Raw genomic sequence first — 13,128 nt, forward strand, 5'->3', positions numbered from 1 at the left:
TATGGAAAAAACGATATAAGTGTTGAAGTGAAATTATTAATGATAGTGTATGAATCTATTTGTATAAAAACTAAAATTTGGAATAATTGTTTAGGAGATGAGATTAGGAGGGAGCTTATGTCAATAGATAATAAGAAAGTATTTATTAGTTACAGTTGGGATGATAAGTCTCATGAGCAATGGGTGATGGATCTTGTTGTTGAATTAAGAAATAATGGTGTTGATGCATCTTTCGATAAATATGTAACACAATCAAAAACTACAAACCTTTATCAGATGATGATTAATAACATGAGAAATAATGATAATGTCATTATCGTATTAACAGAAAAATTTGCCAAAAAAGCAGATGAGATACAAGGAGGAGTAGGCTTTGAGACATTGCTTAGTTTGCCAGATATCCAAGAAGATCCTAACAGGTTTATTTTCATTTTAAAGCACCAGGGAAACTTTAAGGAAGCTTTTCCATTTCATTTACGTGGTTATTATGCTATAGATTTTTCTGAGGATGAATTTTTTGATGAAAAGTTTTTGGAACTCCTCCATCGAATTGAAGGTGTCCCTATGTACGAAAAAGTTCCTTTAGGAAAGAAGCGAGATCTAAAACCGATACGCGAAATTGATTCTCCTTCAAAAAATGAAAAAGACTTTTTTAAGAATATAGAATTACCGAATTCAAGAGAAGTAAGGGATATAGATAAGGATAGGTTTCTGTCTGAAAGTTATGAAGAAATTCAAAATTTGTTTGTCGCACTTTTTAATCACCTTAAAGAAGAGCTTTCAAGCTTTGAATATGTCACCGAACAAATTAGCAATAAGAAACATATATTTAAACTTTATGTCAACGGGCAACAAAAAATAGGAATTAAGATATGGTTAGGTGGGCACTTCGGTAATGGAATTAATTTAAGTTATGACAACCACATTGATCCCTATTCTGATAACTCTATGAATGAAACCATAAGGTGTGAAGTTAATAATAGAAATGAAATGAAGTTAAGTATGACAATGAATATGTTTGGAAATAAAGAAGTAAGTGACCCAAGAAGTATAGTGCAAGAAATATGGAGAAATAATTTATCCCATTACATCAAATAAAATCCAATGTTCAGTCAATATGCTTTAATATTCGTTTTGAAACGCAACATAATCCATTTAGACGTACTTAAAAATACGTAAATAATAGAGGGAGAGTTTATATGGATTTTATTAGTTTAGAACAATTAAGGAAATATGCGTTACAAGAAAGTTACTCTAATAATTCTTGGAGAAATCTCGAATATTTTATTGAAGAATTATTAGAGAGTGGAATCTTAGATGATATTAATCACAAAGGATATATGTTTTACCCTAAGTATCTGTGGCAAGAAAACAACGAAGTTGAATTGATATTTATTTCTAAAGAATCTATACTATCTTGTATTTATAATGATGGGTATATTACTGTAAAAAAACGTATGCTAAGAGAATTAGTAAGGGTAGAAATAAGTCAAATGAACTTAAATAATAGCCAAGTTGAGTTGTCCCTTATATTTAAAGATGGGGAGAAAGAAGTTTTTAATAGCAACAATTCAAATCAAGCATGGAAGCGAAAATATTTCACAGCTATTCTAGAAATATATAAAATGATAGCTTAGTAAAGTCATTAGGCTATATACCAAAGGTGAAAAATTCAATTAGGCGTTTTTCTGTCCACTTCCTAAAATGAAAAATTAGATAAAAATTGAAACCTTTATTACCTTGATAGCGTAAGGTAATTAAAATATTTCAGGAGGGATCATTTTGAAAGAAAATAAAGTTGATAAGGTTAGGCAAATGGGACTGTATGGAGTGGAAAAGTTAGGTGAAGTCTCTAAAGATGCTGCGGCACCTGTTATTGAATTTTTTAAAGCCTTTGGAAAAGATATAGACAGTGGTGATAATTTTAGAAATAAGGTTATCGAACTAAATCCAGATAACCAAGAGGTTGCAAGCAAGGCTCTAAAACAAAGAACTACTGAAACTTTAATTAGGTATAGTGCTGTACTAGGTGTAGCCGTTACCACAGCAATATTTTATAAGAACGGTAAATCCTAATCAACCTTGTGTTCTATTTCTTCTTAAAGGCTATAATAAAAAGTAAATAACCGGATAAACAAAATCTATACTTTGCATATCCGGATATTATTTAAATACCACTCTTATATAGCTAATCTAATGCACCTTTCATAAACTCGCTGAACTTTTCAGATGCTTTTTTCTCCATGTTCTTTGTAATGTGCGCGTAGATGTTCATGGTAGTATTTATATCACTGTGTCCTAACCTTTGTTGAATTTCTTTGGCACCGACTCCTGCCTCAATTAAAAGAGATGTGTGGGTGTGCCTGAATGAATGAGGAGTAACATTTTTTTCAATTCCACTAAGCTTTAATAAACGTCTCATCCGGTTTTCAACCGTCTTTATAAAATCAGGATAGCCAGGGTTATTGATCTCTTTTGCAAAAACAAATCCAAAATCAGTATACTGATTTCCAAAAGCCATTTTTATTTCTTTTTGATAAGTTAAATGCTTCTTAAACTCATTGATTACTTGTTTATCCATTTTTATAGTCCGTATAGATCCTTTTGTTTTAGGAGTGAGCAGCTGATAATTTTTTGTATTATTATTCGGATTGTAATAGGTCTTTGTAATACGCATGGATTCATTATTAAAATTCACATCGTTCCATTTAAAAGTCTCTATCTAGCTCCTGATCCTTAGCCGTTTTTAAAAAAGTTATTAGTTCATTTTTCTCAAGAAATTTTATTACCTCATCATTTTATTCAATTTCTTCTACCGTTTCTATTTTCTTTGGAATTTTTGCAAATTCATTTGGGTTTGTTTTAATAAGGTTATATTCCAATGCCTTCTTAAAAAGCATTCGGCCAGTAGTATGGATTCCATCTAATGTATTATGTGCACATCCTTTTTCGTGTAAATCATCAAGAAATGCTTGATAGTGTTTTCTTGTAATATCAGATAGCTTCATTTTCGTAAAATATCTTTTAAAGTGCTTAATTTCTTTAGTACGCCCACGCAGGGAACTAACCTTAGAATTTTTTGCATAGAAATTCAGCCACTCATCGGCAAATTTGTTGAGAGTAGTATTGTTTTCTTCAACGTAGGATCCTACCCTTACCTCCCTTTCTAATTCTTCTGCTTCAATTCTTGCATCGGTTTTTCTAATAAATCCCCCCTTAGACTTTGTTTTTCTTTTTCTTTCTCCGGTGACTGGATCTAACCATTCCACTTGATAGGACCACTTGTTACCTCTTTTCCTTATATATGCCAAAGTTTCACCTCCCGTCTAAATATTAAGTTATAAAATGGTTTTTGACTGGTACAATAGGACGTCGCTTTATTTTTTCCAGTCGTTCCTGGCATATATCTAAAGGAATATTGAAATCTTGAGACCATAGGTCAATGATCTCAGGGTCAGTCAATGTGTACTCTTTAATCATGTGGTAGGGTAGCGAGGCGTAAAGAGTGAAGTGCCTTGCATCTCTTTCTTGTAGCTCATAAAAAGCTTTTGGCATTATTGACTGACGACCAGTGTGTCTTAATGCGTGGCAAAGTTCATGGAAGAACTGTTCTCGTTGATAGATTATAGGGATCCGACTATCTACAATTATCTCTTGAAAATTCCCCACTTTCATGTATCTAGCGTAAGTAGGTTTACTTAGTAGGGAGATATGAGATTTTAACTCAATTCTATGAATACATAAGTCTTCCGGTAGAATAATTTCATGATTTTTATACCACTTAGTTATTGAGTCCTCAAGAGTAGTGGTTGTATATGGAGTGAATCTCAATCTAATCAACCTCCTTGAGGATAATTATACGAACAAATATTCTTGTTTCCAATTCATATTTAGAAAGATATGTTACTGACAGTATAGGAATACTAGCAGCTTTTTCTTACCAATCTGTAATTTGTGATAAAATACCAGTATAAGTAATATTTTCAGGGGGATTAAAGTGGAGCATATTAAATTTATGAAAATAGCCGAATCATTAAGGCAATATAGAAGGGCAGAATTAAGAGATTTTGAGGATGAAATAGGAGTAGACCCGGTGGATAAAATTTATATGGATCCCCTTCCTGGGGATGCTGTATTGCATTCTGTACTATCAAGCAACACAACATTTCTTCTAGGGAGAAAAGGAACAGGAAAAAGTACGATTTTTACAAAAGCACAACTTTCAATGAGGGATAAAAAAAATATTATTACTACATATCTAGACGTTAAGTCACTTTATGACATGATCCCTACTCAACAAACGTCAAATGAAGTATCTGCAAATGATAATATCAGTGAGACAGCATTCAGATCTCATATGTTAAGGAAGTCAATGTTAGGGCAGGTTATATCAGAATTATTAAAGAAAATAAATGTTAGCTGCGAAAATTTATCGATTTGGGAAAGATGGACAGGTAAGAAAAAGCGATATGAGGAACTTAGGTCAAGTTTAGAAAAAATACAGGAAGAAGTTAAAACTCCGAAATTAGAGTCAAATGAGTTACCAATTCTGCAAAGGATAACAACACAAATAAGGACTAAGAATCAAACGGAAAATGCTAAGACCACCAGTGAAAAATTGGGAGGTAAAGGAAGTGTTAAAACTACTGGTTCAGGGTCTATAGAGGCATCTGCAGAATCCTCTCTCACTGATTTTGATAAATCTTTGGATGACCATGAAATTTATAATGAATACTCTGATGTTGTCTATAAATCATTTCCTTTCAGTGAAATCATAACTGAAATTCAAACTTTGTTAAGTGAGTGCGGATTATCTAAGTTGGTTATTTTTTTAGATGATTTTTCAGAGTTAAGTTTTGTTGATCAAAGGCTCTTTGTAGATGTTATTCTATCTCCATTAAACAATTCTAGTAATGAGGCAATAAAACTAAAAGTAGCAGGGTACCCTGGAAGGGTTTATTACGGGAAAATAGACCCGAATAAAATTGATACAATAAACTTAGACTTTTCCGACCTATATGAGTCAACTGAAGTACAAGAAATGGAACGATCAGCCATGAATTATACAATGGGACTTTTAGAAACTAGATTTAATTTGTTTGAGGTAGATATTGAAGATTATTTTGATTGTTCCTCTAACTCAATGGATGAGTATTATAGGTTATTGTTTCAAGCGTCTTTTAATGTTCCGAGAATAATTGGTCATTTGTTACACTTTTGCTATATAGATAGAATTTCAAAAGGAAGTAAAATAAACTTACAAGCAATTAGGTTAGCATCAAGAAAATATTTTGAACAAACTGTCCATCTTTATTTTGATAAGTTAAATAGGTTTGCTCTTGAACCTTTCGAAAACAAACTAGACAGATATAATCAAAAGGAACTCCTTGGAACTTTAATAAGTGAAGCTAAAGAGACACGTAAAAGAATAATGGGTGATGAACTGGGGGGGACCTATTTTCAGGGTATTTCAAATCCACCGACTAGCCATTTCATTGTTACTCCAAATTTAAATGAATTCTTTGCTTCTCTTGAATCTAATTTTCTTTTATCTAAATATAAAAACACCCGTAATAAGGACGGTCAACAAGTTACTGTTTATGCACTATTTTATGGATTGGTGGAAAGTGAAAGATTTCAATGGGGCTATCCTCCAGGTAGGGAGTATAGGAATTACTTTGTTCAAAGGTGTTTTGATTATACTCGTGCTGTTCATAATTACCTTTCTAATAACCAAACCATCGAATGTAACAATTGTGGCACTTGTTATTCCTTAGACAAAAGAGAAAGTTTTGAAATGTATCACTGGAAGTGTCCAGAGTGTGCTGTAGGGGATTGTAGAGTAGTTTATATTGCTGATAATTTTAAAGAAGAATTCACTCAATTAGATGAGGATATAATGCTAGAAACTATTGAGGTAGAAATACTATCCGTATTGAATTCCGAGGAGAGAAAAATGAGGGCAGGAGAAATTTCGCATCTTATTGATAGTACTCATCAAATGGTTGGGAAACGGACTAGTAAACTTCAAGAACTTGGTTTAATTGAAAAAGGAAAAAAAGATATTAATGGAAAAACATACAATGAAATTACAGAACTAGCGAAGAGGATTTACTTCTCTTGATTATCCCAAAAAGAATCCGTTAAAAAAGAGCATGTTACTAAACATGCTCTTTATTTTTTCTTCTCCTCAAGTTCCCTTGATTTACTAAGTAAGTATTGAAAGTAGCTTTCCAATGATTTGGAAAAGGGTGTGTGCGCTTAGTTCATCGAAACTAAAGTAATCTAATTCATCAATAATTAGTAATTCTGGTCGACTATATCTTTTAATAATCCGTTGGATTAACCCTTGTTTCTCTGCCTTTTGCCACTCAGCTATAAAATCATTTGCTGTGATAAAAAGTGCTTGGTGTCCATTCGTGATAGCTTCAAAAGCCAAATGGCTAAATGTGTTTTTCCTACTCCTGGTGGTCCGAGAAGTAGGATGTTATCTCCATTATGGATATATCTCCCCGATAACACTTCTTTCACTCTTCGTTCGTCAATACTAGGTTGAAAACTGAAGTCGAAGTCATGAATACTCTTGATGTAGGGGAGCTTCGCTTTCTTTAGACGCTTATCTAAAGCTGCCTTTTCCTTTTGTTCGATTTCTTGTGATAATAGCGTGATTAAGAAGTCCGAATATGGTACATTATTTTTAGATGCGTCTTCAAGGAGACCATCTATTTGATCGGCGGTGTAATGCCAACCGATTTCTTCTAAGCGTTCAACTAAAAGGTTTGTGGTCATGATTGATCACCTCCTTCTAGTTGCTCATAAATTTGAAGGGAACGCTGTTCTACTTCAATATCGGGGGACTGTAAACGGCTGGGGGTCGGCAAACCATCAGTAGTCGTTTGCAGTCCTTTATAATGTTCAAGGTTAATGTGGTCTCTTACCTTTCCAGTCATAATAGGGTGTTTAGCCACACATTCATAATGGTCATAAATCTCTAAATGATGATCTAACGTTTCTTTTATCTTCAATTCTTGCCCAACGTACCGAAAGGGTACTGAATACCTCTTACCGAGATAGGAAACAAAGCAATCCTTACTCACTTTTCTAATCTCCCAATGATGAATAGGGAATAATGGTTTCGTATTTGAAGCCATTAAATGCTTTTGTTCATGCTGGAAACGTCTATGAGGTGATTCAAGCGTTGTCTGATGAACCTTACGGTTTTCTATTTGATCTAACCACACTCTTACATTTTCATTTAATGCTTTTAACGTAGGTTCATGCTTGCGCTGCAGAAAGTTCTTCTTTAAGTATCCAACAACATTTTTCACCTTTCCTTTTGTTTGTGGTCGGTGTGGTTTACATGCCTTTGGGACAATTCCATAGTAAGCTGAAAATTCTTCGAACTTCCGATTGAATCTGATTTCGACTGGGCTATGCCTGATAACAGCAGTTTTCATATTGTCATATAAAATTTGCTCAGGAACTCCATTGAAATAAGCAAAGGCATTCATATGGCACTTCATTAAAGTTTCTAAATCCATGCTGTCTGTAAACTCTACATATTTAAGCCTCGAATAACTTAGTAAAATTACAAAAGCATAAATATCCTTTATTTCACCATCAACTTCGAATTTACCAATCTGTCCCCAATCCATCTGAGCTTGTTTCCCAGGAGGAGTCTCATATCTTATAGTAGCTTGCTTTTTTGGTCGCACCCTGTACGGTCGAATGAAATCCCGGAGGATTGTCAGTTTGCCCTCGTACCCCATAGATGTAATCTCTTCTAATAATACGGTGCAGTTCGTGGTACCCTCCTTCATGCGTTTCTCTAAGTAACCTTTGAAGGGGTCAAGCTTACTACCTTTTCTAGGTACTTTCTTCATCCTTGGTAATTCTTCAGATTTTATGTACTTCCTAATAGATTTTGGGTCAAAGCCAGTCTCGTTAGAGATAGCTGTGATTGACCACCCTTTTTGAAATAATTCTCTAATCATTAAGAATTCCCCAATCTTGATCATCACTTCTACACTCCATATCCTTATCCAGTATAGAAATGATTATCTGTTATTATTGGGGAATTTGGAACCGTTGTTATTAGGGATTTTACCACCGTTGCTTACAGAATATAATGACATACCGAATGACATACTCTTTCTCATTATTTAACAATTTCATTTAGGGTTATTAAATGCATAATACTGAATGAAGCTGGAGATAACATATTATTTTGGCATTATTTTTTACTATTTTGTTTGATGAAGCCATGGCCGGCATGATGTAAGGTTTTCCATACCTATCCCCCTGATGTGACAATGCTACAAGATAAAAGAGCTTACTCTTTTAATGAGGGGGTAAGCTCTTTTTTTGCTTAAAAAATGAGATTTATATAATAGCGAAATTTGGGAGTTTCTTTGTCGATCGAGAAGAAAAACGAATTGAGTAAATTCAAGTATGGTTTAGGTTCATAATATAATAGAAACATACGTTTAGTAGGCTGCTGAGGACCTATGCGTCACTTATAAATAATTGAATATTGCAAAAGTAAATCACTATGATGTACATTCTAACTCCATTATCTTGTGATGAAAGCGTATACATTTAAGCTGTTATAGGTGCTAGAATGAAATTGTGGAAGGGGGACAGACGGAGTGAAACTTAATGAAAGAAGTAATAAAATTCTTCGCGAGTTAGTTGTTAACCCGAAGATCACAAGTACAACTTTGGAAAAGAAGTATGATTTGACGAGGAGACAACTTGGATATAGTTTCACCAAAATCAATGATTGGTTGGAGTCTCACAACCTACCGGAAATTGAGCGAACGAGGCAGGGGCAGTTCATCATTGATCGTGCTATCTTTGCTCGAGTTAACGGTGAACACAAGCCGACGTTTGAAACGTCCGTTTTATCAGAGGGGCAAAGAGTTCACTTAATAATACTTATGCTTTTAAGTAGAAAAGAATTGTCTTTGAATCATTTCACTTACGAGCTGGACTTCAGTAAAAATACCATTTTGAATGACTTGAAGCAGGCTCAGTCCTTCTTGGATCCCTATCGTGTGTCGATTAAATACTCCAGGAAGACGGGGTATTTGCTGGAAGGTAAAGAGTTTCAAATTCGTCGTGTACTGATTAAGGCGATTTACGAATTGATGATACATACCGGGAAAAGCAAAGTGAAAGAATTGGCCGCGCTTTCCACAGAACAGTTATCTCAATTCAAAAATCAAATCGGGGAGCTTGAACACGAACTTAAAATTCAATTCACTGACGAAAAAATAGAGATCATGCCTTATATTTTGGCTTTGGTTCTGAGGAGGATTGAAAGAGGTTTCGTCATTACGAACTTCCCGTTGAAACATGATGATGTCTCGAGCACTAAAGCATACAAGCTTGTAGGTCAAATTTTTGAATCAGTCGATATTCCGGAAGAAGAGCGATTATTCATGACACTCCATCTATTGACGACAAATGTATATCGATCTGAGGAGCTGGCGGATATTGATGCGACGACTGATTTGATTCCGGTTATTGAACAAGTGCTTCAACTATTTGAGAAAAGCGCCTGTATCCATTTTCAAAACAGAGAGCATCTGGTGGATAAACTTTACCAACATATACGCCCTGCCTATTACCGAATCAAATATGGATTAACAGAGACACAAGTCATCCAAGATTCGATTACGGATGAACTTAAGGAGATCCATCATCTCCTCAAACGCTCCGTTTGGCCATTAGAACGGTTCATGGGAACCGAAATTCCAGACAATGAAGCAGCCTATTTGACGATGCTGATTGGTGGGTGGATGACAAGACAAGGAGAAAGCATTGAGGAAAAGATTAAGGCAATAGTGGTTTGTCCACAGGGGATTTCCGTTTCGAGATTGCTGTTTAATCAGCTGACCGAGCTGTTTCCAGAGTTTGTATTCTTAGATTCTTTGTCCAAACGAGAGTATATGGAATACGAATTAGATTGTGATTTAGTCTTCTCCACAATTCCTTTAGATAGCAAGGAAATTGAAAAAGTGATCGTGTGCCAAACCTTCCTGAACCACGATGACCGCCTGCGCTTGAGGAAACAAGTCATGATGAAAGTTCAAGGGTATGTCTTAAACGACATTCATGTGGATCATCTTATGGATATCATTCGAAACTACACGACTATTCATAATGAAAGAGTGTTGGTGGATGAGCTGAACTCTTATATCTACAGTAATGAGGAATCTTCTATTAAACAAAGCTTAGAACAAAGAATCCTTCACTTAGATCAACTGATTCCCATTCATCATATTAATTTGAGAAGCGCTGTAAGCTCTTGGGAACAGGCTGTAGAGATCGCTTCCGAACCTTTGATTGAGAAAGGTTATGTGGAACGCAGGTATGTGGATAAAATGGTTCATCACATAGAAAGGGATCCTTATATCATTATTGCACCCCATTTTGCTATTCCCCATGCAGCCCCTGAGGATGGAGTGATAAAAACAGGGATGAGTCTATTGAAAGTGGAACAAGGTGTATCTTTTAATGAGGAAGAAACGGTCCACGTCATTGTTGTAATCGCTGCTGAGGATAAGAAAAAGCATATGAATGGATTAATGCAATTGATGAACTTAGCAGGGTCAGAACGAGATCGAACCAGACTTATTCAAGCGGACGAAGTAAAAGATGTCCATCATCTGATTCAAGCTTATTCTACCGAGTAAAAAGTTGAAAAATATTTAATATAGAGTGGTGAAAACGGTGAGCAATATCTATTTTAATGAATCTGTCATTCTACTTAATCTGGAGGCAGCTTCCAAAGAAGAAGTACTGAAAATAATGGGAGATAATTTACTCTCTTATAACTTAGTTAAGGAAAGCTTCATTCCCGCTATCATCGCAAGGGAAGAAGAATACGCCACTGGGCTGCCAACTGCAGGAGTAGCTGTGGCGATTCCTCACACAGACGTGGATCATGTCCAGCGTAAAGCAATCAGTGTAGGTGTACTGAAAGATGCGGTCGAGTTTGGTGTGATGGGTGATGATAAGGAAACGATCCCAGTGCGCATTGTCTTTCTACTGGCGATGGATGAATCTCATTCGCAGCTGTCATTATTACAACAGTTAATGGGTGTTTTTCAAACGGAAGAAGCACTTATGTCTATTCTTAATGAAAAAAATAAAACGAATATTAGAAGTCTATTAGAAGAGAAATTGGACTTCGGTGTTCTTGAAGGAGAGAAATAATCATGGCAAAGAAACAAGTATTGGTAGCATGTGGAGCAGGTATCGCAACATCAACCGTTGTGAATGGAGCGATTGAAGAGATGGCAAAAGAAAACAACTTGGACGTTAACCTGGTGCAGATCAAGATTACTGAAGTAGGCGGATATGTGGATTCGGCTGATTTACTGGTGACTACAGCAATGACGCAGAAGGAATACCCATTCCCTGTCATTAACGCAAGATCCTTCCTTACTGGTATAGGAACAGCTGCTACAAAAGAAGAGATTTTGACAGCGCTTCAAAAATAAAAACTCAAAAGGAGAGAAATAATCATGACAAAGAAACAAGTATTGGTAGCATGTGGAGCAGGTATTGCAACATCAACTGTTGTGAACGGAGCGATTGAAGAGATGGTCAAAGAAAACAACCTGGACGTTGACCTGGTACAGATTAAAATTGCAGAAGTAGGGGGTTATGTAGATACGGCAGATTTGTTGGTAACAACGGCGATGACCCAAAAAGACTATCCGTTTCCTGTTATCAATGCCAGGACATTCTTGACTGGAATTGGTACGGAAGAGACAAAAAAAGAAATTCTACAGGAGCTTAAAAAGTAAGTTATCGCTCTTTGTAACTTGTTAGAACTAGGGAGGAGTAAACATGCAGGGTTTCGTCAATATCGTACAAGGATTTTTAGACTTAGGCGCAACGGTCATTTTGCCTGTCGCTATCTTCTTATTAGGTTTGCTATTCGGGCAGAAACCAGGAAAAGCCTTCCGCTCCGGTCTGACTATTGGAGTAGCGTTTGTGGGGATCTTCTTAGTGGTTGACTTGCTAGTCAATAACTTAGGACCAGCTGCACAAGGGATGGTAGATCGTTTAGGCGTAGAACTGAACGTCATTGATGTTGGATGGCCGGCATCATCATCAATCGCTTGGGCGTCTGTGGTAGCAGCATTCATCATCCCACTTGGTCTTGTTGTCAATGTTGTCATGCTTGTGACAAAGACGACAAAGACGATGAATGTTGATATTTGGAATTTTTGGCACTATACATTTATGGCAGCATTGATTTACGCAGTATCTGGAAGTATTGTTCAAGGCTTGATTGCTGCTGTGATATTCCAGGTGGTCTGTCTTAAAGTAGCAGATTGGACCGCCCCGATGGTCAGTAAGTTCTATGATCTTCCCGGGGTTTCTATTGCTACAGGAAGTACCATTTCCTATGCCCCGGGGATATTCTTAGTTCAGTTGTTGAACAAAATCCCTGTTATTAAGGATTGGAATGCAGATCCAGAGACGATCCAGAAACGATTCGGCATTTTCGGGGAATCGATTTTCATCGGATTGTTCTTAGGAGCAGCGATCGGAGTCCTTGCTGGCTACAGTGTAGGGGATGTTATTGAAATAGGTATGGCTATGGCTGCAGTTATGGTGCTGATGCCTAGAATGGTGAAGATTCTGATGGAAGGGCTCATGCCAGTTTCTGAGTCTGCCCGTGAATGGCTATCTAAGCGCTTCGGTGATCGGGAAATTTATATTGGATTAGACGCAGCGGTTGCATTAGGTCACCCTGCTGTAATCTCTACAGCTCTCATTCTAGTACCAATAACTGTTGTTTTAGCGGTCGTTTTACCAGGGAATGCGCTTCTCCCATTTGGTGACTTAGCTACTATACCATTCGTAGTCGCCTTCATTGTTGGAGCCGCGAGAGGGAATATCGTCCATTCCGTCATCGTTGGAACAGTTATGATCGCTTTATCTCTTTACATGGCGACTGACGTTGCTCATTTATTCACAGAAATGGCTGTAAATGCTGACTTCAACATGCCGGATGGATCAGCGAAAATCTCGAGCATTGACCAAGGCGGTAATTTAGTCAATTGGATCATCTATAAAGTATTCAGCTTGTTCAATTAACTGGAG

General features: G+C 36.3%; 11 protein-coding genes and 2 pseudogenes. 9 read left to right on the forward strand and 4 right to left on the reverse strand.

What is annotated here, in order from left to right; translation table 11 throughout:
- Positions 1–117: 117 nt before the first annotated feature.
- From H615_RS0112805 to H615_RS0112815, 3 genes are all read left to right on the forward strand, one after another.
- Positions 118–1,098, forward strand: a complete 981-nt coding sequence (locus H615_RS0112805) for a toll/interleukin-1 receptor domain-containing protein (RefSeq protein ID WP_027955524.1) — start codon at positions 118–120, stop codon at positions 1,096–1,098.
- Between the two features lie 101 nt (positions 1,099–1,199).
- Entirely contained in the window at positions 1,200–1,637 is a 438-nt protein-coding gene (locus tag H615_RS0112810) for a DUF3908 family protein (protein ID WP_027955525.1), read from the forward strand.
- Positions 1,638–1,782: 145 nt separating this feature from the next.
- Positions 1,783–2,076: a hypothetical protein gene (locus H615_RS0112815; RefSeq protein WP_027955526.1), complete on the forward strand. Its 294-nt coding sequence runs from the start codon at positions 1,783–1,785 to the stop codon at positions 2,074–2,076.
- A gap of 112 nt (positions 2,077–2,188) precedes the next feature.
- Here H615_RS0112815 and H615_RS22885 read toward each other — a convergent pair.
- Together H615_RS22885 and H615_RS0112825 are read right to left on the reverse strand one after the other, a co-directional pair.
- Positions 2,189–3,311: pseudogene (locus H615_RS22885) on the reverse strand (tyrosine-type recombinase/integrase).
- Between the two features lie 22 nt (positions 3,312–3,333).
- Positions 3,334–3,675, reverse strand: coding sequence for an ImmA/IrrE family metallo-endopeptidase (locus H615_RS0112825; RefSeq protein WP_244877760.1), 342 nt, complete (start codon positions 3,673–3,675; stop codon positions 3,334–3,336).
- Positions 3,676–3,997: 322 nt separating this feature from the next.
- Here H615_RS0112825 and H615_RS0112830 point away from each other — a divergent pair, with 322 nt between their 5' ends.
- The gene (locus H615_RS0112830) at positions 3,998–6,124 is read left to right on the forward strand and encodes a hypothetical protein (protein WP_035532184.1); all 2,127 of its coding nucleotides are present in this window, start codon (positions 3,998–4,000) and stop codon (positions 6,122–6,124) included.
- An 84-nt stretch (positions 6,125–6,208) separates the two neighbouring features.
- Here H615_RS0112830 and H615_RS21325 read toward each other — a convergent pair.
- Positions 6,209–6,789, reverse strand: a pseudogene (locus H615_RS21325) (ATP-binding protein).
- Positions 6,786–8,018 carry an IS21 family transposase gene (gene istA, locus H615_RS0112840; RefSeq protein ID WP_027955529.1) on the reverse strand — a complete coding sequence of 411 codons (1,233 nt, stop codon included), beginning with the start codon at positions 8,016–8,018 and terminating at the stop codon, positions 6,786–6,788. Before istA ends, H615_RS21325 begins: the two are co-directional and overlap by 4 nt.
- 630 nt (positions 8,019–8,648) lie before the next feature.
- Between istA and H615_RS0112845 the strand changes: the two genes are divergently transcribed.
- Genes H615_RS0112845 through H615_RS0112865 form a run of 5 tightly spaced genes read left to right on the forward strand, consistent with a single transcriptional unit; the run spans position 8,649 to position 13,122 of the window.
- A complete protein-coding gene (locus H615_RS0112845; protein ID WP_027955530.1) occupies positions 8,649–10,700 on the forward strand; it encodes a BglG family transcription antiterminator in 2,052 nt (683 codons plus the stop codon).
- A gap of 37 nt (positions 10,701–10,737) precedes the next feature.
- Complete coding sequence (locus tag H615_RS0112850) at positions 10,738–11,223, forward strand: PTS sugar transporter subunit IIA (RefSeq protein ID WP_027955531.1); 486 nt, start codon at positions 10,738–10,740, stop codon at positions 11,221–11,223.
- A 2-nt stretch (positions 11,224–11,225) separates the two neighbouring features.
- Positions 11,226–11,510 carry a PTS sugar transporter subunit IIB gene (locus H615_RS0112855; protein ID WP_027955532.1) on the forward strand — a complete coding sequence of 95 codons (285 nt, stop codon included), beginning with the start codon at positions 11,226–11,228 and terminating at the stop codon, positions 11,508–11,510.
- 24 nt (positions 11,511–11,534) lie between these two features.
- Complete coding sequence (locus H615_RS0112860) at positions 11,535–11,819, forward strand: PTS sugar transporter subunit IIB (protein ID WP_027955533.1); 285 nt, start codon at positions 11,535–11,537, stop codon at positions 11,817–11,819.
- A 43-nt stretch (positions 11,820–11,862) separates the two neighbouring features.
- On the forward strand, positions 11,863–13,122 hold the full coding sequence (locus H615_RS0112865) for a galactitol-specific PTS transporter subunit IIC (protein WP_027955534.1): 1,260 nt from the start codon (positions 11,863–11,865) through the stop codon (positions 13,120–13,122).
- The last annotated feature ends 6 nt before the right edge of the window (positions 13,123–13,128 follow it).

The organism is Halobacillus kuroshimensis DSM 18393, from assembly GCF_000425705.1.
Classification (GTDB): domain Bacteria; phylum Bacillota; class Bacilli; order Bacillales; family Halobacillaceae; genus Halobacillus; species Halobacillus kuroshimensis.